This window comes from Variovorax sp. R-27 (assembly GCF_049913215.1).
GTDB lineage: Bacteria > Pseudomonadota > Gammaproteobacteria > Burkholderiales > Burkholderiaceae_C > Variovorax.
Genome location: NZ_CP183984.1, coordinates 6,303,099 through 6,323,540, shown reverse-complemented (window position 1 = coordinate 6,323,540; position 20,442 = coordinate 6,303,099). Strand labels below are relative to the sequence as shown.

At 64.2% G+C, this 20,442-nt stretch carries 17 protein-coding genes and 1 tRNA gene; 13 read left to right on the top strand and 5 right to left on the bottom strand.

Annotated elements, in window-relative coordinates; translation table 11 throughout:
• Positions 1-63 precede the first annotated feature (63 nt).
• The 3 genes from ACN9MV_RS29625 to ACN9MV_RS29615 are packed head-to-tail and all read right to left on the bottom strand — an operon-like array spanning position 64 to position 5,944.
• On the bottom strand, positions 64-1,485 hold the full coding sequence (locus ACN9MV_RS29625) for an efflux transporter outer membrane subunit (RefSeq protein WP_426390608.1): 1,422 nt from the start codon (positions 1,483-1,485) through the stop codon (positions 64-66).
• The gene (locus ACN9MV_RS29620; RefSeq protein WP_426390607.1) at positions 1,478-4,639 is read right to left on the bottom strand and encodes an efflux RND transporter permease subunit; all 3,162 of its coding nucleotides are present in this window, start codon (positions 4,637-4,639) and stop codon (positions 1,478-1,480) included. Before ACN9MV_RS29620 ends, ACN9MV_RS29625 begins: the two co-directional genes overlap by 8 nt.
• Positions 4,640-4,657: 18 nt before the next feature.
• Positions 4,658-5,944: an efflux RND transporter periplasmic adaptor subunit gene (locus ACN9MV_RS29615; protein WP_093057698.1), complete on the bottom strand. Its 1,287-nt coding sequence runs from the start codon at positions 5,942-5,944 to the stop codon at positions 4,658-4,660.
• A gap of 177 nt (positions 5,945-6,121) precedes the next feature.
• On the opposite strand from ACN9MV_RS29615, the gene ACN9MV_RS29610 reads away from it, so the two are divergent.
• From ACN9MV_RS29610 to ACN9MV_RS29575, 8 genes are all read left to right on the top strand, one after another.
• On the top strand, positions 6,122-6,793 hold the full coding sequence (locus tag ACN9MV_RS29610) for a TetR family transcriptional regulator (protein WP_426390606.1): 672 nt from the start codon (positions 6,122-6,124) through the stop codon (positions 6,791-6,793).
• Positions 6,794-6,836: 43 nt separating this feature from the next.
• A tRNA-Arg gene (locus tag ACN9MV_RS29605) sits at positions 6,837-6,911 on the top strand.
• A 67-nt stretch (positions 6,912-6,978) separates the two neighbouring features.
• The gene (locus ACN9MV_RS29600; protein ID WP_426390605.1) at positions 6,979-7,836 is read left to right on the top strand and encodes an inositol monophosphatase family protein; all 858 of its coding nucleotides are present in this window, start codon (positions 6,979-6,981) and stop codon (positions 7,834-7,836) included.
• Positions 7,837-8,075: 239 nt separating this feature from the next.
• Positions 8,076-10,739: a type VI secretion system Vgr family protein gene (locus ACN9MV_RS29595; RefSeq protein ID WP_426390604.1), complete on the top strand. Its 2,664-nt coding sequence runs from the start codon at positions 8,076-8,078 to the stop codon at positions 10,737-10,739.
• Entirely contained in the window at positions 10,739-12,154 is a 1,416-nt protein-coding gene (locus ACN9MV_RS29590) for an N-acetylmuramidase family protein (protein WP_426390603.1), read from the top strand. Before ACN9MV_RS29595 ends, ACN9MV_RS29590 begins: the two co-directional genes overlap by 1 nt.
• A gap of 16 nt (positions 12,155-12,170) precedes the next feature.
• A complete protein-coding gene (locus tag ACN9MV_RS29585) occupies positions 12,171-12,818 on the top strand; it encodes a hypothetical protein (RefSeq protein WP_426390602.1) in 648 nt (215 codons plus the stop codon).
• Between the two features lie 291 nt (positions 12,819-13,109).
• Positions 13,110-13,613: a pentapeptide repeat-containing protein gene (locus ACN9MV_RS29580; RefSeq protein ID WP_258352667.1), complete on the top strand. Its 504-nt coding sequence runs from the start codon at positions 13,110-13,112 to the stop codon at positions 13,611-13,613.
• Between the two features lie 88 nt (positions 13,614-13,701).
• Positions 13,702-14,430 (top strand): glutathione S-transferase, encoded by a 729-nt coding sequence (locus ACN9MV_RS29575; protein WP_093057693.1) that lies wholly within the window; start codon positions 13,702-13,704, stop codon positions 14,428-14,430.
• Here ACN9MV_RS29575 and rsmI read toward each other — a convergent pair.
• Complete coding sequence (rsmI, locus tag ACN9MV_RS29570; RefSeq protein WP_426390601.1) at positions 14,427-15,380, bottom strand: 16S rRNA (cytidine(1402)-2'-O)-methyltransferase; 954 nt, start codon at positions 15,378-15,380, stop codon at positions 14,427-14,429. The two genes, ACN9MV_RS29575 and rsmI, sit on opposite strands and share 4 nt — an antisense overlap.
• 52 nt (positions 15,381-15,432) lie before the next feature.
• Here rsmI and ACN9MV_RS29565 point away from each other — a divergent pair, with 52 nt between their 5' ends.
• The 3 genes from ACN9MV_RS29565 (at position 15,433) to ACN9MV_RS29555 (ending at position 17,360) form a co-directional block, all read left to right on the top strand.
• Complete coding sequence (locus ACN9MV_RS29565) at positions 15,433-15,807, top strand: YraN family protein (RefSeq protein WP_093057691.1); 375 nt, start codon at positions 15,433-15,435, stop codon at positions 15,805-15,807.
• A gap of 87 nt (positions 15,808-15,894) precedes the next feature.
• Entirely contained in the window at positions 15,895-16,539 is a 645-nt protein-coding gene (locus ACN9MV_RS29560) for an SIS domain-containing protein (RefSeq protein ID WP_426390600.1), read from the top strand.
• Positions 16,536-17,360 (top strand): BON domain-containing protein, encoded by an 825-nt coding sequence (locus ACN9MV_RS29555; protein WP_177192832.1) that lies wholly within the window; start codon positions 16,536-16,538, stop codon positions 17,358-17,360. Before ACN9MV_RS29560 ends, ACN9MV_RS29555 begins: the two co-directional genes overlap by 4 nt.
• 51 nt (positions 17,361-17,411) lie before the next feature.
• Here the strand turns inward: ACN9MV_RS29555 and ACN9MV_RS29550 are convergent, their stop codons facing one another.
• On the bottom strand, positions 17,412-18,320 hold the full coding sequence (locus ACN9MV_RS29550) for an NAD(P)-dependent oxidoreductase (RefSeq protein WP_426390599.1): 909 nt from the start codon (positions 18,318-18,320) through the stop codon (positions 17,412-17,414).
• Positions 18,321-18,407: 87 nt separating this feature from the next.
• On the opposite strand from ACN9MV_RS29550, the gene ACN9MV_RS29545 reads away from it, so the two are divergent.
• Both ACN9MV_RS29545 and ACN9MV_RS29540 read left to right on the top strand, forming a co-directional pair.
• The gene (locus ACN9MV_RS29545) at positions 18,408-18,890 is read left to right on the top strand and encodes a MerR family transcriptional regulator (protein WP_093057688.1); all 483 of its coding nucleotides are present in this window, start codon (positions 18,408-18,410) and stop codon (positions 18,888-18,890) included.
• Positions 18,887-20,437, top strand: a complete 1,551-nt coding sequence (locus ACN9MV_RS29540; protein WP_426390598.1) for an MFS transporter — start codon at positions 18,887-18,889, stop codon at positions 20,435-20,437. The genes ACN9MV_RS29545 and ACN9MV_RS29540 overlap by 4 nt, the downstream gene beginning before the upstream one ends.
• Positions 20,438-20,442: the final 5 nt, after the last annotated feature.

Here is a 20,442-nt window from a genome sequence, read left to right as displayed (position 1 = left end):
GATTATAGAGAGGCCCCTTGCCCGAACGGACAAGGGACCACCCTTATCGGACGCCTTGGCGTCTCAGCCCTTGTCGCGTGTGGCCCAGCCGCCACCCAGCGTCCGGTACAGCGTGACCTGGTTCTGCAGCTGCAGCAGGCGCGTGGTCACGGCCGATTGCTGCGCCGTGAACAGCGAGCGCTGTGCGTCGAGCAGGTCGAGCGCGCTGGCGATGCCGTTGCGATAGCGCAGGTCGGAGAGCTTGAAGCGCACCGCCTCCGCATCGGCCTGCGCACGTTGTGCGCGCACCTGCTCGCCCAGCGTGGCGCGGCCCGCGAGGGCATCGGCCACTTCGCGGAACGCGGTCTGGATCGATTTCTCGTACTGCGCCACCGCGATTTCGCGCCCGGCCTTGGCCGAGTCGAGCGTGGCGATGTTGCTGCCGGCGTCGAAGATCGGCAGCGTCACCGTCGGCGCGAAGGACCAGGCCTTCGAACCGCGATCGAACAGGCCCGAGAACTCGCTGCTCGCGGTACCGATGGAACTCGTCAGCGACACACGCGGGAAGAAGTTCGCGCGCGCCGCGCCGATGTTGGCGTTGGCCGCAATCAGCTGCTGCTCGGCCGAGCGGATGTCGGGCCGTTCGGCCAGCAGGTCGGAAGGCAGGCCGGCAGGCACGTCGGGCATCGGCTTGATGCCGTCCAGGCCCTTGATGCCGCCCGCCGTGGCGTCGGGTGGTACCGGCGCGCCCAGCAACAGGGCGAGGGCGTTCTCGTCCTGCATGCGCGCGCGCTGCTGCTCCGCATAGGATGCGCGCGCCGTTTCCAGCAGCGAGTTGGCGGCCTGGAAGTCGAGCTCCGAGGACACGCCGTTGTCGAAGCGCATCTTCGTGAGGCGCACCGACTCTTCGCGCGTGACCATCGTCTGGCGCGTGATCTCGAGCAACTCATCGTCGGCCAGCAGCGTGAGCCAGCCGTTGGCGACCGACGCGATCAGGCTGATCTGCACCGCCTTGCGCGTCTCGTCCGTGGCGAGGTACTGCGCCAGCGCCTGGTCCTTCAGCGCGCGGATGCGGCCGAAGAAGTCCAGCTCCCAGGCGTTGAAGCCCAGGTTGACGCTGTACGACGACGACACGCTGCCCACGTTGGAGTCGAAGGCCTGGTAGGGGTTCGGGCTCGAGCGCGAGCCCGAACCAGTGAGGCCCACAGCCGGGAACAGCGCCGAGCGCTGGATCTGGAACTGCGCGCGCGCCTGCTCGATGTTGAGCACCGACACCCGCAGGTCGCGGTTGTTCACGAGCGCGGTCTGGATCAGGCCCGCGAGCCGCGCGTCGGTGAAGAAGTCCTGCCAGGGCAGGTTGGCTGCGGCCTGGCCGGGCGGCTGCGCCGGGTCGCCCGGGTAGGTGGTGGGCACAGGCGCCGCCGGGCGCTCGTAGGTCGGAATCAGCGAGCAGCCGGCCAGCAGCATCGCGGCAGCCAGGGCTGTGGGAATCAGTTTCTTAGTCATGTTTTTCCTCCGCGATGCCGGCGGCTTCGGCGTGTCGCTTGTCGGCTTCATGCTGGCGCGCGCTGCCCTTGAACAGGGTGCGCACCACCACGAAGAACACCGGCACGAAGATCACGGCCAGTGCAGTGCCCGTCACCATGCCGCCGAGCACGCCGGTGCCGATGGCGCGCTGGCTGGCGGAGCCGGCGCCCGAGGCGATTGCGAGCGGCACCACCCCGAGGCCGAAGGCCAGCGAGGTCATGATGATCGGGCGGAACCGCAGGTGGGCGGCGGCCAGCGCCGATTCGATGACGCCCTTGCCCTGCGCCTGCAGGTCCTTGGCGAACTCGATGATCAGAATCGCGTTCTTCGCGGACAGGCCGATGATGGTGATCAGCCCCACCTGGAAGTACACGTCGTTCGAATAGGCGCGCAGCATCGTCGCCACCAGCACGCCCAGCACGCCCAGCGGCACCACCAGAATCACCGACAGCGGGATCGACCAGCTTTCGTACAGCGCGGCCAGGCAGAGGAACACCGCCAGGATCGCGAAGCCGTACAGCACGATGGCCTGCGAGCCCGCGAGCTTTTCTTCACGCGACTGGCCGGTCCACTCGAAGCCGAAGCCTTGCGGCAGCTGCGCGGCGAGCTTTTCCATCTCGGCCATCGCGGCGCCCGTGCTGTAGCCGGCGGCGGCGTCGCCGCTGATGCGGATCGCCGGGTAGCCGTTGTAGCGCACCGTCTGCGTGGCGCCCGTGACCCACTTGGTGGTCGCGAAGGCCGACAGCGGCACCGGCTGGCCCTGCGTGTTGCTGGCGTTCAGCTTGAGCAGGTCGTCGGGCTGCATCCGCGCCGGAGCGTCGGCTTGCACCACCACGCGCTGCAGGCGGCCGCGGTTCGGGAAGTCGTTGATGTAGCTCGAACCCAGGCCGGTCGACAGCGTCGCGTTGATCGCGTCGAAGCTCACGCCAAGCGCATTCGCCTTGTCGCGGTCGATGTCGATCTGCAGCTGCGGCGCGTCTTCCAGGCCGTCGGGGCGAACCTGCGCCAGGACCTTGCTCTGCGAGGCCATGCCCAGCAGCTGGTTGCGTGCGTTGATCAGCGCCTCGTGGCCTGCGCCCGAGCGGTCCTGCAGACGGAAGCTGAAGCCGCTGGCATTGCCCAGTTCAGGAATGGGCGGCGGGCTCAGCGGGTAGATGAAGGCGTCGCGGATGCCCGACAGCGCACCGAAGGCACGGCCGGCCAGCGCGCTGGCCGAGTGGACCGGGTCCTTGCGCTCATCCCAGTCCTTCAGCGTCACGAAGGCGAGGCCCGCGTTCTGGCCCTGGCCCGAGAAGCTGAAGCCCATCACGCCCACCATGCTCTGCACTTCGGGCTGCTTCAGGATGAAGCCCTCGACCTGCTGCATGACCGACAGCGCGCGCTCCTGTGTCGCACCAGGCGGCAACTGCACGTTCACGATGATGTTGCCCTGGTCTTCCTGCGGCAGGAACGAGCTCGGCAGCCGGGTGTAGGTGAACACCACCGCGCCGATGATGGCCAGGTAGATCACGAGGTAGCGGGCAGCGCGGCGCAGGATGCGAGCGACCACGCTCTCATAGCCCTTGGCCGTGCGCGCGAAGCCGCGATTGAACCAGCCGAAGAAGCCGGTCTTCTCGTGATGGTGGCCGGCCTCCACCGGCTTGAGCAGCGTGGCGCACAGCGCCGGCGTGAGCGACAGAGCCATGAATGCCGAGAAGGCGATCGAGGCCACCATCACCGCCGAGAACTGGCGGTAGATGTTGCCGGTCGAACCCGCGAAGAACGCGAGCGGCACGAACACCGAGATCAGCACCACCGTCACGCCGATGATGGCGCCGGAGATCTGCTTCATGGCCTTGCGCGTGGCTTCGAGAGGCGGCAGCCCCTCCTCGCTCATGATGCGCTCGACGTTCTCCACCACCACGATGGCGTCGTCCACCACGATACCGATCACCAGCACCATGCCGAACATGGTCAGCACGTTGATCGAGAAGCCGAGCGCCAGCAGCGAGGCGAACGTGCCCAGCAGCGCGATCGGCACCACGATGGTCGGGATGATCGTGTAGCGCCAGTTCTGCAGGAACAGGAACATCACCACGAACACCAGCGCCACGGCTTCCAGCAGCGTCTTGACCACTTCGGTGATCGAGATCTGCACGAAGCGCGAGCTGTCGTACGGAATGTTCCACTTCACGCCCTGCGGGAAGTAGCGCTCGAGTTCGGCCATCTTGGCGCGAACCGCCTTGGCCGATTGCAGCGCGTTGCCGTTGGGCGTGGGCTGGACGCCGATACCGACCGCGGGCACGCCGTTCAGGCGGGCCGAGGTGGCATACGACTGGCCGCCGAGTTCGACGCGTGCCACGTCCTTCAGCCGCACGGTCGAGCCATCGGTGTTGGCGCGCAGCACGATGTTCTTGAACTGCTCAACGTTGACGAGCTGGCCGTTCACGGTCACCGTGGCCGCGATGGCCTGGCCGGGGATGTTGGGCAGGTCGCCGAGCGTGCCCGAAGACACCTGGGCGTTCTGTGCACGGATGGCGTTGTTGACGTCGGTCGCCGACAGGTTGAAGCCCTGCAGCTTGGCCGGATCGATCCACACGCGCATCGCGTTCTCGGAGCCGAACAGCTGGGCCTGGCCCACGCCGACCACGCGCTGCAGCTCGGGCACGACGTTGCGCGCGGTGTAGTCGCCGAGCGCCACCGGGTCGATGTTCGGGTTGTCCGAGGACAGCATCACGAACATCAGGAAGTTGTTGCGCGACTTGTCCACGCGCACGCCCTGCTGCGTCACGGCAGCCGGCAGGCGCGGCGTTGCGCGCGACAGCCGGTTCTGCACGTCCACCTGTGCGAGGTCGTCGTTGGTGCCGGCCTCGAAGCTGATCGTGATGGAGCCGGTGCCGTCGGCCTGGGCCACCGATTCCATGTAGATCAGGCCTGGCGAGCCATTCATTTCACGCTCGATGACGGACAGCACGCTGTCCTCGAGCGTCTGGGCCGAGGCGCCGGGGTAGGCGACGTTGATGACGATGGCGGGGGGCGCCACCGGCGGGTACTGCGAGATCGGCAGCTGGGTGATTGACACGCCGCCCACCACCAGGATGAACAGTGCGATCACCCAGGCGAAGATCGGTCGGTCGATAAAAAATTTGGCCATTTGCGGGCGCGCTCCTGATTACTTCTTCTCGGCCGCGGCCTTGTCGGCCGGGGCGGCAGGCGCCGCCGGTGCGGACCCCGCTGCGGCCGGCGTGGCCGCGGCGTTCGGGTTCGGCTTGGTCCAGGGGACCGCCTTCACCGGCGTGCCGGGCGGCATCATCTGCAGCTTCTGGAAGCCGTCGACCATCACCTGCTCGCCGGCCTTCAGGCCATCGAGCACCACCCACTGGTTGTCCTTGGCGGCGCTGATCTTCACGGTGCGCTTGCTGATCTTGCCGTCCTTGTCGACCACCGACACGGTGTCACCCTGCTGGGTGCGCGTGACGGCCTGCTGCGGCAGCGTGATCGCGTTGGTGGCCTGTGCCTGTTCGAGCTTCACGCGAACGTACAGGCCGGGCAGCAGCTCGCCCTTGGGGTTGGGCACTTCGGCGCGCAGCGTGACCTGGCCGGTGGTGGAGTCGACCGTGAGGTCGGAGAACAGCAGCTTGCCTTCCAGCGGGTAGTCGGTGCCGTCCTCCAGCACCACGCGGATGGTTGCGGCTTCCTCGCCGCTCGCGCGCTTGTATTGGCCGGCGGCCACTGCGCGGCGCAGCTTCATCGCGTCGGAGGCCGACTGCGTGAAGTTCACGTACAGCGGGTTGATCTGCTGCACCACGGCGAGCTCGGTGGCGTCGCCCTGGCCCACCAGTGCGCCTTCGGTGACGAGGGCGCGGCCGATTCGGCCCGCGATGGGCGAGGTCACGTCGGCGTAGCCCTGGTTGATCTTGGCGGTCTGCAGCGCCGCGCGGCCCGAGGCCACATCGGCTTCGGCCTGCTTGGCAGAGGCCACGGCGGTCGCGTATTCCTGCTTGCTGACCGCATTGGCTTCGACCAGCGGCTTGTAGCGGTCGGCGAGGGCCTTGGCCTGCACGGCATTGGCTTCGGCGCGGGCCAGCGTGGCCTGGGCGTTCTGCGTGGCGGCCACCAGCGGGGCGGGGTCGATGCGGAACAGCAGCTGGCCGGCCTTCACGTCGCTGCCTTCGCGGAATTCGCGCTTCAACAGGATGCCCGAGGCACGGGCGCGGACCTGGGCGACGCGGGAGGCCTCGAGGCGGCCGGGCAGTTCGGTGACGAGGCCGACATCGGTCGGCGCAGCCACCACCACGCCCACCTCGGGTGCAGGGGGGTGGCCACCACCGCCGGCGCCGCCCGGACCGGCGGGCGCATCGCTCTTGCCACAGCCCGCAAGGACCAGCAGGACGACGGCGGCCACGGTCGCGAGACGCGGCGAAAAGGACGAATGACGCGAAACATGCAGGAGAGGCATGCGATTCCTTTGAAGCGAAGACGGGAGATGGCGCGTTCGCGGAACAAACCGGAAACCTGTGTAGCCAGGTGGGCCATCGAGGAAACCGGCGAGTTTACATACATTCATGGATGTATAGTGACAACCACGAATGGCCCCACGATACATAGAGGGCGTTGTCTTTACAAATCAGGAGACTTGGTGGCACGTCGGACGAAAGAAGAAGCATTGGCCACGCGGCATCGGTTGCTCGATGCCGCGGAGCTGCTGTTTCAGGCGCAGGGCGTTTCGCAGACCACGCTGCAGCAGATCGCGCAGCAGGCCGGCGCGACGCGCGGCGCCATCTATTGGCATTTCAAGGACAAGGCCGACCTCTTCAACGCGATGATGGAGCGGGTCATCCTGCCGCTGGAAGCCGCGCCTAAGCCCGCCACCGCAGGCGTCACCGACGACCCCCTGGCCGAGATCGAGGAAGGCATGATCCACGCGCTCACCCTCATGGCCACCGACCCCCAGGTGCGCCGCGTATTCGATGTGGCGACCCACAAGGTCGAATACACCCACGACATGGCCTCGGTGCAGCAGCGCCACCTCGACGCCCGCAACGCCTGCGTGGGCGACTTCGAGAAGGCCCTGCGCCTGGCCGCGCGCCGCGGCCATATCAAGCTGCCGCTGCCGGGCAACGCGGCGGCGCAGGGGTTGCACGCACTCATCAGCGGGCTCATCCAGAACTGGCTGCTCGACCCCGAGGCCTTCGACCTGGTGCACACCGGAAGGCGCACTTTCCGGGTCTATCTGGCGGGGCTCGGGTTCGCCCGGCCGCTGCCGGGCACCGCTGTTGCGGCTGAAGCCGAATCGGTCGCCGCCTGATAGGCGATAATGCGTGGCTCCGGTGCATGCCGGACCCCAATTCCTCGCTGTATTTCAACGGATAGAATTCGGCCCTCCGAAGGCTGAGATCCAGGTTCGATTCCTGGCGGCGGGACCAGATAAAAGGCCGGAAGCTTTCAGAAGCTTCCGGCCTTTTTCATTTTTCCCCGGAGAAATGCCTCTGCATGAAAACATTCACTCGCCATGACGCGGTGATCGTGGGGAAGATCCTGGCCGAAGTCGCGCGCGCCGAGATCATGCCGCGCTTCAATGGCTCGATGGCCAGCAGCACGAGAGAAAAGTCCTCCACCTTCGACGTGGTCACGGATGCAGACGAGGCTGCGGAACGCGAGATTGCGCAGCGGCTGCTTCAGCTCTATCCAGGCGCGCTCGTCATTGGCGAGGAGGCGGCTGGTCGCGACCCCGGCGTGCTGTCGCGGATCGCAACGGCCGACCTCGCGTTCATCATCGACCCCATCGACGGAACGAAGAACTTCTCTTCCGGCGTTCCTCTCTTTGGCGTCATGCTCGCGGCCACGGTGCGAGGCGAGGTTGTCATGGGCGTCATCCATGACCCTGTCTGCGACGACACGTCATTCGCAGTGCGCGGGGGCGGTGCCTGGCGGCAAGGGGCCGATCTGATCGACAAGGAGATAAAGGTCGCTCTCCCTGTGCCGGTCAACCAGATGCACGTGGTGGCTGGCACCAACTTCCTTCCGCAGCCTATGCGCTCGACGGTGATCCGGAATTTGCCGAAGGTCGCCATGAACTTCTGGATGCGTTGTGCTGCGCATGAATACAGGATGGCGGCCGCGGGCCATTGCCACGCGCTGCTCTATTACAAGCTGATGCCCTGGGACCACGCCGCGGGCTGGCTCATTCATGAAGAGGCAGGCGGCTACAGCGCTCATTTCGACGGGTCGCCGTACAAGCCGGACCATGTCACTGGCGGGTTGATCTGCGCGCCCGATCAGAGCTCTTGGGGTTTGTTGAGAGACGCTCTTTTTTCGGATGCGCCCGAGGGCGATCCGACTACCGACTAGTAAACACTCGAAACCAACGTTCCCGCCGAGGCACGCAAGCCACTTTTGGCGCGTGTATTCGTTCACGGATTCGCAGGCACTTCTCATTGCTGCCTGCTGGAAAGCTCCAGGCACTTACATACTCTGACAAAGCTTACCGCCGTTAGAGCGGAGCGATTTCAGGGAGGATCCATGTCCATCTTCGATGGCACGCGCTGGCATGTTCGCCCGGCGTGCGTCTTTGCGTCTTCGGCGGTGCAATGACCCGCCGCGTCACCATTCAAACGCCGCTGGGAGCGGCGCTGCAATTCCATCGGCTTGCCGGTCGTGAGGCGCTGAGCCGGCTCTACGATTTCGAAGTCGACCTGCTGGGCAGCAGCAACGGCATCGATCCGAAACTGCTGCTCGGAAAGCCCGCCACCGTGGCGGTGCAAACGGAAAGCGGCGGCACGCGCTACCTGGGCGGCGTCGCCGCAGGCTTCGGGCTTCAGCAGGAAGACGCCCGGCATTCTTTCTATCGCCTTCAGTTGCGGCCTTGGCTGTGGCTCGCGACGAGGCGCAGTGATTTCCGCGTATTCCAATCAAGGAGTGTTCCCGAAATCGTGATGGAAGTGCTGGAGCGCTACGGCTTTCCCTCCGAACAGAAGCTCAGCCGCAGCTACCGCACGTGGGATTACTGCACTCAATACGACGAGACCGATTTCGCCTTCATCTCGCGCCTGTGCGAACACGAAGGTATCTATTACTACTTCAGGCACGAGGCCTCGCAACAGGTGCTCGTGTTCGCGGACGACATCGCCACATCGCACGATCCGCTGCCCGGTGGCGAGACGGTGCGCTTCCATCCCCTGGAGAAGGCGGGCATGACTGGAGGAGGCCCGAGGCCGAACGAGCGCATCTACGAATGGAAGAGCGGCGAAGAAGTCCGCTCCGGCTTTCACTTCACCAATGAATACGACCCCCTCAAACCCAGGGCGGACCTCTCGAGTCAGCTGCAAACGCACTCGGGTCATGCATTCGACGACTTCGAGTTGTACGCATGGCCCGGCGGCTACAAGCAGCACGACGACGGAGAGACCTATACGCGCATTCGAACCGAAGAGCAGTTGAGTGCGCACTGTGTTGCGGGTGGGCGCTCCAACCGGCGCGAGCTCGCGCCAGGCTACACATTCGAGCTCGCCAGCCACCCAAGGGACGACCAAAACCAGAAGTACCTTCTGACCAGCGTCGAATACGAGCTGCAAGAAAACCTCCAGGCCAGCGAAGGTGCCAATGCCGGCGAGGGCTCCGTCCAGCGCTTTGCCTTCGAAGCGCAGCCAGTCAGCTACGCATGGCGACCGGTGCGCACCACGCCAAAGCCTCGCACGCGTGGTCCGCAGACGGCCATCGTGGTCGGCCCGAAGAATGAAGAAATATGGGCCGACCAGTACGGCCGCGTCAAAGTCCAGTTCTACTGGGATCGCCTCGGCCAGCGCAACGAGAACTCCAGCTGCTGGGTGCGCGTGTCCACGTCCTGGGCCGGCGACACCTTCGGCACAGCGGCCTTGCCACGCATCGGCCATGAAGTCATCGTCGATTTTCTGGGTGGCGATCCGGACTACCCCATCATCACCGGACGCGTGTTCAACGCAGAGAACATGCCGGCGTGGCGTTTGCCCGAACAGACGAATCTCTCAGGCATTCGCAGCCGCGAGCTCAGCGCAAACGATGGTTCGGGCAGTACGGGCGGAGCACGCGGCAATCATCTGGCGCTGGACGACCACCCCGGAAAGATCCAGGCGCAACTCAAGAGCGACCACCTCAGCAGCAGCCTGAGCCTTGGCCACATCGGTCGCATCGATGACACGGCAGGCCGCAAGGACGACCGGGGCGAGGGCGCCGAACTGCGTACCGATGGCCATGCCGCAGTGCGCGCCGCCAGGGGCCTGTTGCTTTCCACCGAGACACGACCCGATGCGCAGGCGCACATCACAGACCTGGGGGAGACCGTGGCGCGCCTGACAGCCGCACGCGATCTGCACGAACGCCAGAGCCAAACTGCCCAAGAAGCCAAGGCGCACGAAGCGGGCGACCAGGATGCGGTCACGACGGTTCTCAAGGAGCAGAACGACGCCATCAAGGGCAAGGGCGGCGATGGTGGCCCGCAGCAAGGCGCGTTTCCGGAACTCAGCGAACCTCACCTCGTGCTCGCCAGCGCGGCCGGCATCCAGAGCACCGCGGCGGGCGCCACCCACATCGCCAGCATCACCCACAACGCGTTGAGCAGCGGTGGCCATACCAGCATCAGCGCAGGCAAGGGCTTCCTGGTCAGCGTGAAGGAGGCCGCACGCCTCTTCGCCTACAAGGCCATCCGCCTGACAGCCGCTACCGCCGGCATAGACATCGTCGCCCTGCAGAACAGCATCAACCTGCTGGCCAAGCTCGACATCAAGCTGGAGGCCAACAAGATCAGCATCACCGCTAAGGAAGAGATCCTGATCAATGGAGGCAGCAGCTTCACCAAGTGGAGCGCCTCGGGGATCGTGCATGGGACGAAAGGCCTTTGGCGTGAGCACGCGGGCACCCATAGCTATGCAGGGCCGAAGAATCTGCCCGCGCCCTTCGCGACTCTTCCCATTGCGGAAATCAAGCAAGACGAGGAGCACAAGTACGTTCAGAAATTCGATGTCACCACGCTGGTCGACTACGCCCCAATGGCCGCAGTGCTGCAAGGCCAGCCGTACCGAATCTATCTACCGGATGAGACCTTGATCCAGCAAGGCAACGTGTCCGAGACGACTGCTCAGGTCCGCACGAAAACATCAACCAAGGTGCGCTGCGAAATCGGGGCGGGCGATTGGACGGTGCATGAGCACGGATATGACCACGAGCAGGCCAATGGCAGTGACGCCAAGCAGAGCCACGAGAACCAAGGCACCTGGTAATGGCTAACCCAACTTCCAATACGCCAACTGATGGCAAGCCAAGCACTGCTGGCAATGTCCTTCCTCCCTCCGAACTGGCGCCGCCTGGCCCTGTCGGAGTTGTGCGCAAGCCCGGTGATCCTGAAGTGGAAGTCACCTTCGTGTTCGTGGATGCGGTCAAGCACGGCATCAAAGGGCTGGACGTCAAGATGGAGGGAGGCGGAAAAAGCGAAATCGCCATCACCGGTGAGGATGGCACCGCAGCGATCTGGCCTGATGCCAAGCGTGGCGAACCGATCAAGATTTACGTCAAGAAACGGTCCGGCGATTTGGACCTCAAGGGCACCGTCACGCCTAGGCTGGATGTCAACAATTACACGATCCAGAGTCCTGAATACCACCTCGAAGCCATTACAAAACTGGATGCCGAAGAGCAGCTGGAGCAGGACTTGAATATCCCCAGCGTCAAGGAGGGGGAAGTCATGACCGTGGAGCGATTGACTGGAGAGTTGGCCCCTTACATTGCGTCCAAGCAGGTTGTGACGGAGAGCGGAAAAGTGCTGAAGGACAGTCCAATCAAAAAGAAAATTGTGACGATAGATCCAAGAACCAAGAAAGCAAAAACAAAAATTGAAATCGAGCACCATTACAAAGCCGTTGAGATAGGAAAGCCTCATACCGTCGCAATGAATGTGCTGGGCTCACGCTTGAACTATCCGCGATCATTGGATATTAGTGATGCAATGTTTCAATCCATGAAAGCAGAACTAGACAAGGAATTGGTTTCCATGAAGATCATCAAGACTGGTGATCCAGGGATTGAAGTTGCAGCGATTAAGGCGATCGTCAGTGTGGAGTCTAGTGGGAGCGGATTCACCGTCAATGGTTTGCCAAAAATTCTTTTCGAGAGGCACATATTTTATGCTTTGACGGCTCCTCCCGCACCACCAAAAGGCCAAAAGCCAAAATCACATCCGTATGCGAAATTCCCAGATATCTGCAACCCGCAGAGAGGCGGATATGACGGCGGATTTGAGAAAGAAGCATTTGGGGAAGTCGAGTTTGGCAAAAGACTATCGACAGGGGATAGGTACGAAATATTCCAATACGAAAGACTTGTCAAAGCTGCATTGCTGGATAGGGATGCAGCGATATGCGCTTGTTCTTGGGGGGCGTTCCAAGTGGTCGCGAAACCCTATATTGAGTTTGGCTATTCCAGTCCGTCTGAAATTGCAAATGCGTGCATGGAGTCCATCGAAGGTCAATGTCGCTTGTTTGTTTCATTCTTAAAAATGAGAGACAAGAGATCGGCGATAGCAGCTTTGTACAACAAAGATTGGGAAGGGTTTACGTCAAAATATAATGGAGGGAGTTGGAGGAAGGATAATCCGGATTATCCGGAAAAAATGAAAAACAAATACGAAGAATTCAAATGAATTAATTGGAGTAATCGTGAGGGGTTTTAAAAGTATTGCAATCTTATTGTGTCTTGCGTGGTGCGGAAGCCCTTGGGCTGGCATACTTTATTATTTTTCGGATGGCGAGCTTGTTGCCTTCGAAGAAGCAGGAAAGATTAGCGGGTCTTACTTGAATGTGATGCGCGCGGATGAAAAATCGCTTGAGTGCAAATTTACTTTCAAAACTGCAGGGCAGAGTAAGAAATACGCGAAGCGTAAGATATTCGCAGAAGAGAGAAGTAAATATTTTCATGCCAAAGCAAATGGCTATCTTCATAGAGCAGGCGACGATTGGAGGATTCAAATTGAATTTCCAAGTGCAGGATGCAGATTGTTTCCATGGGATTTCTTTTCATCAAATGAAAAAAATGCCAACAGATTTTCTGTAGAGGAAAAAAAGACTGCCTTTGGAATTTTCGTCTTGAAAGAAAATACAAGCTATCGCAATGAAAATGGCGGCAAGCTCGAGATAAATGACTCTAGGCGCGATTTTCTATGGAAGGGTGATCTTGTGGCGGTCATTAAGAAAAAAGATGGTTTTTCTTATATTGATCACTATTTTGGATATGGTGGAGGGGCTTATAAAGTAAGGTCTTCTGGATGGGTCAAATCGTCTGATGTTGGTAATGCAATCTCTCGCTAATGATGGTGGAGAGTCTGATGAAGGAATCACATCAACCTGAGACGGGTTTGAGCCCTCTTGCCAAAAAATCGCAAAGCACAAGATCCAATTACCTGCGGGCACGCTCGACACTTCAAAAATCCCGCTGGTGTCGAGTGGGCTGTGGCGAGTTGATTGCGGACGGGCCGCTCGGCTGGTGGCCGTGCTGCAGCGAGGCTTGCCTGGAAGCCTGGAATGCTCGCTCTCCCACAGTTCAGCTCTCGCGCATCGAGTGGCCTCCTCGCCAGCAAAGCCACGAATGAACAGACCGTAATGAGTTCGCAAGAAATCATCCTCAACCACGACCTCTGGCGCAAAGGCGCGGGTGGTGCCCCGGCCGGCTTGGTTGGACAAGCAGATAGTTCTGCCTACGTCGGTCTTGACCTCGATCTGGCCCAGTTCACCGAGTCAGCGTTCTTCGGTAGCAGTTTCACCGGCACGACTTTTCATCAGGCCCGGTGGGTTGCCTGCACGTTCACCGACTGTGTCTTCAGTGGCTGCGGTTTCGGCGATATCTCGATCTCAGACTGCACCTTCGTCAACTGTGTCTTCGAGTACACCGAGTTCGAGCGAAGCACCCTCAGTGGTAGTTGCTTGATGCAATGCAGCTTGAACGAGGTCAGCTTCGATCAGGGTCGTTGGTCTGAAGTCAAGCTGCTCGAATGCACCGGTACGCGGATCAAAGCCGTTGGATTGCGCGGTGAGCGCATTGACTTCATGGGCAGCAACTTCGAGCAGCTGGAGTTTGAGGACACGATCCTCAACAGCGCGATGTGACGAAGCGTTCTTAGCCGCACGGTGCTGCGCTGACACGAGCACACGCGCACGGTTGCCATGGTCCCCGCACTCGTGACACCATGGCCGCATGCCCTACCAACTCCATTACTGGCCCACCATTCAGGGCCGCGGCGAATTCGTGCGGCTCGCGCTCGAGGCGGCTGGCGCTGACTATGTCGACGTGGCGCGGCTACCTGAAGCCAAGGGCGGAGGCGAGTCAGCCCTCGGCGAGCGGCTGGACGACCCCAACAGTGCGCGCCCCGCGTTCGCGCCGCCCTTTCTCGTCGATGGCGACATCGTGGTCGGGCAGACCGCCGCGATCCTGCTGTACCTGGGGCCTCGGCTCGGCCTGTCTGGCGTGGGCGAATCCGACGGGCTGTGGACGCACCAGCTGCAGCTCACCATCGCCGACGTGGTGGCCGAGGCGCACGACACGCACCATCCGATCTCGGTTGGCGCTTACTACGAAGACCAGCGCGACGCAGCCGTACAGCGTGCACGGGCCTTTCGTGACGAGCGCATCCCGAAGTTCCTGAACTGGTTCGAGCGGGTGCTCCAGCGCAACCCCGCGGGCAGCCTGCACCTGGTGAGTGATGTGCTGACCTATGCGGACCTGTCGCTGTTCCAACTGGTGGACGGCCTGCACTACGCATTTCCGAAGGCCACGGCCAGGGCGCTGGCCGCAACGCCCGCGGTCGAGAAGCTGCATGCCAACGTCAGGCGCCGCCAGCGCGTGCATGACTACCTGCAGAGCCCGCGCCGCATTGCGTTCAACGAAGACGGCATCTTCAGGCGCTACGCCGAGCTGGACGCCTAGGCTTCTTCCGCGCCATTGCGAATGCGCAGCGCGGTCTCGTACAGCGTATTGCGCGGCGCGCCGCTGATTTCGGCAGCCAGCTTCACCGCGGTCTTCACGGGCAGCTCGGCCAGCAACAGGCGCAACACGCGTTCACCTTCCGCGCCGCCGTCGCCGCTCACCGCCACGGGGTGCAGCACCAGCGCGAACTCGCCGCGCGTGCGGTCGCGGTCGGCGCTGAACCACTCGGGCAGGGCGCTGGCCGCGACGGTGGCGATTTCCTCGAACTGCTTGGTGAGCTCGCGGCCGACGGTGATGCGGCGCTCGCCCAGCGTGGCCAGTGCACGCGCCAGGCTCTCGATACGGTGGGGCGCTTCGAGCAGCACCACGGCGCGCGGCTCTTGCGACAGCGCCTGCACGGCGGTGTCGCGCTCGCCAGCCTTGCTCGGCAGGAAGCCGGCGAAGACGAAGGCGCTGCTGCTGGAATTACCGTCGCTGCCGCCATCCGCCACGAGGCCTGCCGCGCCGATCAGCGTGGTCACACTGCTGGCGCCCGGCAGCGGCAGCACGCGCTGCCCGGCCGCGCGCACGGCTGCGGCCAGTCGCGCGCCGGGGTCGCTTACGCCGGGTGTGCCGGCGTCGCTGACATAGGCGATGCGCTCGCCCTGCGCGAGCCGCGCGACCACGGTCTGCGCGGCCTCGGCTTCGTTGTGCTGGTGCACCGCCAGCAGCCGCGCGCCGGGGCGGTCGATGCCGTAGGCGCGCAGCATGCTCTGGGTGTGGCGCGTGTCCTCGCAGGCGATGGCGTCCACCAGCTGGAGCACGTGCAGCGCGCGCAGCGTGATGTCGGCCAGGTTGCCGATGGGCGTGGCGACCACGTAGAGCGTGCCCTGCGGATAATGCTGCGCACCCGCGGCGTCGTGCGCGGCCGCGAGGGCGGCGCCGAAAGAAGCAGGGGCGAGTGAAGCCAAGAGGTTTCTCCGTCGGAACGAACGAACAAAAAAAGATTGCAGGCAGGGAGCCATGAAGACCACCACAACGAAGCATCGGGGCGATGCGGCGGAAGACGCCGCGCTCGACTACCTGCGGGACGCCGGCCTGTTGCTGCTCGCGCGCAATTATCGGACGCCCGGGCGCGGCGGCGGCGAGATCGACCTGATCATGCGCGATCCGCGCGGCTCCTCAGGCGGCACGCTGGTGTTCGTCGAGGTCCGTCAGCGCAGCGCCGGCACGCACGGCGGCGCGGGCGGCAGCATCACAGGGCTGAAGCAGCGGCGCATCGTGTTCGCCGCGCAGCACTACCTGAGCCGGCTGCGCGTGGTGCCGCCATGCCGTTTCGACGTGGTGCTGGTCGAGGAGAAAATCACCTGGCTTCAAGGCGCCTTCGATGCCGGCTGAAGTGCCCCGCATGGGGAACTGAAGCCCTGCCGAGGGCTCCACAACTCACACGTCTTGTTTCACAACCCCCAGTTATCATCCCGCCTCATGCTTGAGCAACGTATTCAGCAGCACTTCATCGATAGTGCCGACCTCAAATACCAGACCGGACCGGTCCTCAGCAAACCCATCTCTCAAGCGATGCAGGCCATCCTGGCCTGCGTGACCAGCGGCGGCAAGGTGCTGGCTTGCGGCGCCGGCGTGTCTGGCCTGCTGGCGGCCCAGTTCGCCGCGCAGTTCGTGGGCCGCTTCGAACGCGAGCGGCCCGAACTCGGTGCCATCGCGCTGCCCGGCGACACCACCGACCCTGAGGCCGACAGCGCCAGTGCTGCGGATGCCGATCGCTTTGCCCGCCAGGTGCGTGCGCTCGGCCAGGCCGGCGACGTGCTGCTCGCTCTGAGCGCCAGCGGGCAGTCCGCGTCGGTGCTGGCCGCGGTGGCTGCAGCGCACGAGCGCGATATGACCGTGGTCGCGCTGCTGGGCAATGCCGTTTCGGGCGTGCCCTCGGCTCCGGGCGCGGGCAGCAGCGGCTCGGGCGGCGCCATCGGCCGCGCGCTGCGCGAAACCGACGTCCAGATCAGCGTGCCGCACGAGCGTGCGGCACGCATCCACGAAATCCACCAGATCGCGCTGCATTGCCTGTGCGACGGCGTGGATGCCCAGTTACTCGGAGAACAGGAAGCTTCCTCATGACCATGACGACCATGAAGACGACATCGACCCAGCGTTTCGCCCTTGCCCTGACACTGGGCGCCGCATTGGTTGCAGGCCTTTCTGCCTGCGTGCCGCTCGTCGTGGGTGGCGCGGCCGTGGTGGGCGTGGGCATGGTGGCCACCGACCGCCGCAGCTCGGGCGCACAACTGGATGACCAGGGCATCGAGCTGCGTGCCGCGGCCCGCGTGCGCGATATCGCCAACGACCAGATGTACGTGAGCGTCACCAGCTTCAACCGCCAGGTGCTGCTGACCGGCGCCGTGGGCAGCGATGCCGACCGCCGCCGCGTCGAGGACGAGGTGAGCCGCATCGTGAACGTGCGCTCGGTGGTGAACGAACTGACCATCGGCGCCTCGAGCACCTTCCAGGACCGCTCGAACGACCTCTACATCACCGGCAAGGTGAAGGCCTCGCTGCTCGATGCCAAGGACATCTTCGCCAATTCCTTCAAGGTGGTGACCGAGCGCGGCACGGTCTACCTGATGGGCATCGCCACGCGGCGCGAAACCGACCGTGCCACCGAAATCACGCGCGGCATCTCGGGCGTGGTGAAGGTGGTGCGGGTGGTCGAGATCGTGAGCGAAGCGGACCTGGCAGCCAGCCAGGCGGCGAACCAGGCTGCGGCGCAGCGTGGCGGTACGGGCCCGGCGCCGGTGACGTCGGCCTCGCCGTCCACGCCTTCGTCGTCGTCTTCTTCTTCCACCTCGCGCGTGCCGCTGCCGCCGATGGAGCCGCTGCCTGCGTCGGGCTCCACGTCCACGCAGCCTTCGGGCAACGCGACGACCTCGCCGGTGCGCTGACAAACAGGCAGCAGCGTCGCAATGAAAAGAGCCCGCATCAGCGGGCTTTTTTCATTTGAGTCGAATGATGAGGCTCGACGTGTCCCAGCGTCGCCCGCCGGCCTGCTGAACGTCGGCATAGAACTGGTCGACCAGCGCCGTCACCGGCACGCGCGCGCCGTTGCGCTTGGCCTCGTCGAGCACCAGGCCCAGGTCCTTGCGCATCCAGTCGACCGCGAAGCCGTAGTCGAACTTGCCTTCGATCATGGTCTTTCCGCGGTTCTCCATCTGCCAGCTCTGGGCCGCGCCCTTGCTGATGACGCCCAGCACCGCCTCCATGTCGAGCCCGGCGCGCTGGCCGAAGGCGATGGCTTCAGACAGGCCCTGCACCAGGCCCGCGATGGCGATCTGGTTCACCATCTTCGCGAGCTGGCCGGCACCGCTTTCGCCCAGCAGCGTGACTGCGCGCGAGAACGCCATGGCCACGGGCTTGATGCGCTCGAACGCCGCCGTGTCGCCGCCGCACATCACCGTAAGCGCGCCGTTCTGCGCGCCGGCCTGGCCGCCCGAGACCGGCGCGTCGATGAAATGCAGGCCCAGCGCCTGCGCGGCCTTGGAGAGTTCGCGCGCGACGTCGGCCGAGGCGGTCGTGTGGTCGACCAGCACGGCGCCTTTCTTCATGCCGGCGAAAGCGCCGTCGTCGCCCAGTACAACTGAGCGCAGGTCGTCGTCGTTGCCGACGCAGCAGAACACGATGTCGGCGCCGGCGGCCGCTTCGCGCGGGGTGGCGGCATGGCGCCCGGGCGGGCCGAACTCGGCGGCCCAGGCCTGTGCTTTGGCGGGTGTGCGGTTGTAGACCGTGACGCTGTGGCCGGCCTTGGCCAGGTGGCCTGCCATGGGGCCGCCCATGACGCCGAGGCCGAGGAAAGCCACTGTCTGCGCGGGGACGGATTCGTAGGTGCGGGTGTTGATGCTGCTCATGGGACGACAGCTTAAAGCCATTCCGCGACAGGTGCGATGACCTCAACCTGTACGTGAACGTACAGGTTTGAGTAGAATGCCACGACCATGACCGACCCGAGCCCCGCCAAGACCATTACCGTGCGCGATGCAGCGGCCCGGCTCGACGTGACGCCGCGCACGCTCAAGTACTACGAGGAGCTGGGCATCGTGGTGCCGGTGCGCAGCGAGGGCGGCTACCGCCTCTACGAGCAGGCTGACCTCGACAAGCTGGCGCGTGTGCTGCGCATGCGCTCGCTGGGTTTTTCGCTGACAGCCATCACCACGATGCTGCAGCAGCCGATGGAGGCGCCGGCCGAAGGCGGGCGCCCGCGGCTGTCGAATGCGTCACTCAAGACGCTGCGCGAAACGCTCACCGAGCAGTTGGGCACGCTCGATGCGCGCGTGGCGCAGGTCCGCAGGGAGCTCAAGGAGGCGGCTTCGCTACAGGTTCAATTGCGGCGCGACCTCGACTATGTGGAGCGTCGCCTGGCCGGCGAGCCGGTGGAGGAGGCGCTCGAACAGCGCCGCAAGGAACGGCCGGCGTCATGAGCACTTCGGCTCTGGCGTGGCCTTCGCGCGGCAATGCCGCGGCCGCGCTGCTGCCCTGGGCCATCGGCCTCGTCACGGCCATCGACTATTTCGACAACGCGCTGTTCGCCTTCTTCGCCAGCTACATCGCCGGCGGCGTCAACGCCTCGCCCGACGAACTCGTGTGGGCTTCCAGCGCCTATGCGCTGGGCGCGGTGCTCGGCATCCTGCATCAGCATGCGTGGATCGAGCGGCTGGGTTACCGGCGCTACCTGGCCGTCTGCATGTTCGCCTTTGCCCTGGGCGGCGTGGGCGCGGCGCTGTGCGACAGCTCGATGCAGCTCACGCTCGCGCGCGCCGTGCAGGGCTACTTCGTCGGCCCGATGCTCGGCGCCTGCCGCATCCTGATCCAGATCGGCATTCCGCCCGCACGCCGCGCCAAGGCGCTGAAGGCGTTCATGGTGCTGATCGTCTTCGGCGGCGCTCTGGCGCCCATCGCGGGCGCCTTTCTCGTGACCAACTTCGATTGGCGCTGGCTGTTCGCGAGCACCGCGCCGGTTGCGGCGCTGATCGGGCTGCTCGTGCTCTGGACGCTGCCCGACATCGGCGACGTCGAGCCGCACGAGCGCACCGAGCCGCACTACGTCGCCTACGTGGTGTTCGCACTCGCGCAGGCTGCGCTGCAGGTGGTGCTGACGCGCTCGCACTTCGAGCTGTTCACCGGATCGCCAGCGCTGATCGGCCTCACCATCGCCGGCGTGGCGGGGCTCGCGTGGTTCGGCTGGCAGCAATGGCAACACCCCGCGCCGCTGGTGCGACTGCATGCGCTGCGCAACGCGTCGTTTCGCGTGGGGCTGGCGCTCTACGTTGTCTACTACTACCTCTCGACGGGCTTCAGCTACCTGCTGCCACGGATGATGGAAGGCGGGCTCGGCTTCACCGTGGGCAACACCGGCTACTTCACGGGTGCGGCCTCGCTCGCGACCGGGCTGCTGGTGTTCGTCTACCTGAAGTACTCGGCGCGGCTGGCCCGCAAGAAGTGGCTCATCGTCACGGGCTTCGGTATTGCGGCGCTGGCGGCATGGTGGCTGTCGCGGGTCACGCCGCAGGCGGGGCGCGAGGCCTTGCTGGTGCCGCTGCTGTTGCGCGGGCTGCTGATGCTGTTCGTCGTGCTGCCGGTGGCGAACCTCACCTTCAGGCCCTTTGCGGCAGAGGAGTTCGCGCACGGCTATCGGCTGAAGAACCTTGTGCGCCAGCTGGCGATTTCATTCGCGACCTCGAGCGTGATCGCGCTGCAGCAGCACCGGCTGGCGCTGCATGAGGTGCGGCTCGGCGAATCGGCCAATCCCGCGAACGCGAGCTTCATGCAGGCGCTGGATTCGTTGACCCGTGGGTTCGCGGCGGCGGGCCACGCTGCCGGCGAGGCGCATGCCATGGCGCTGGGCACGCTGTACCGCACGCTGGAACAGCAGGCCACGTTCATGGCCTCGCTGGACGGGTTCACCGCGATGGCGGTGGTTGCGCTGGCGGCGGGAATCTTCGCTGCGTGGCAGCGAACGATCGATTGACTGCC

Coding starts and splice junctions, on each gene's coding strand:
- ACN9MV_RS29625 (WP_426390608.1), bottom strand. CDS start 1,485: ATGACTAAGAAACTGATTCCCACAGCCCTGGCTGCCGCGATGCTGCTG.
- ACN9MV_RS29615 (WP_093057698.1), bottom strand. CDS start 5,944: ATGCCTCTCCTGCATGTTTCGCGTCATTCGTCCTTTTCGCCGCGTCTC.
- ACN9MV_RS29590 (WP_426390603.1), top strand. CDS start 10,739: ATGGCTAACCCAACTTCCAATACGCCAACTGATGGCAAGCCAAGCACT.
- ACN9MV_RS29580 (WP_258352667.1), top strand. CDS start 13,110: ATGAGTTCGCAAGAAATCATCCTCAACCACGACCTCTGGCGCAAAGGC.
- ACN9MV_RS29620 (WP_426390607.1), bottom strand. CDS start 4,639: ATGGCCAAATTTTTTATCGACCGACCGATCTTCGCCTGGGTGATCGCA.
- ACN9MV_RS29540 (WP_426390598.1), top strand. CDS start 18,887: ATGAGCACTTCGGCTCTGGCGTGGCCTTCGCGCGGCAATGCCGCGGCC.
- ACN9MV_RS29565 (WP_093057691.1), top strand. CDS start 15,433: ATGAAGACCACCACAACGAAGCATCGGGGCGATGCGGCGGAAGACGCC.
- ACN9MV_RS29595 (WP_426390604.1), top strand. CDS start 8,076: ATGACCCGCCGCGTCACCATTCAAACGCCGCTGGGAGCGGCGCTGCAA.
- ACN9MV_RS29550 (WP_426390599.1), bottom strand. CDS start 18,320: ATGAGCAGCATCAACACCCGCACCTACGAATCCGTCCCCGCGCAGACA.
- ACN9MV_RS29555 (WP_177192832.1), top strand. CDS start 16,536: ATGACCATGACGACCATGAAGACGACATCGACCCAGCGTTTCGCCCTT.
- ACN9MV_RS29575 (WP_093057693.1), top strand. CDS start 13,702: ATGCCCTACCAACTCCATTACTGGCCCACCATTCAGGGCCGCGGCGAA.
- ACN9MV_RS29545 (WP_093057688.1), top strand. CDS start 18,408: ATGACCGACCCGAGCCCCGCCAAGACCATTACCGTGCGCGATGCAGCG.
- ACN9MV_RS29560 (WP_426390600.1), top strand. CDS start 15,895: ATGCTTGAGCAACGTATTCAGCAGCACTTCATCGATAGTGCCGACCTC.
- ACN9MV_RS29600 (WP_426390605.1), top strand. CDS start 6,979: ATGAAAACATTCACTCGCCATGACGCGGTGATCGTGGGGAAGATCCTG.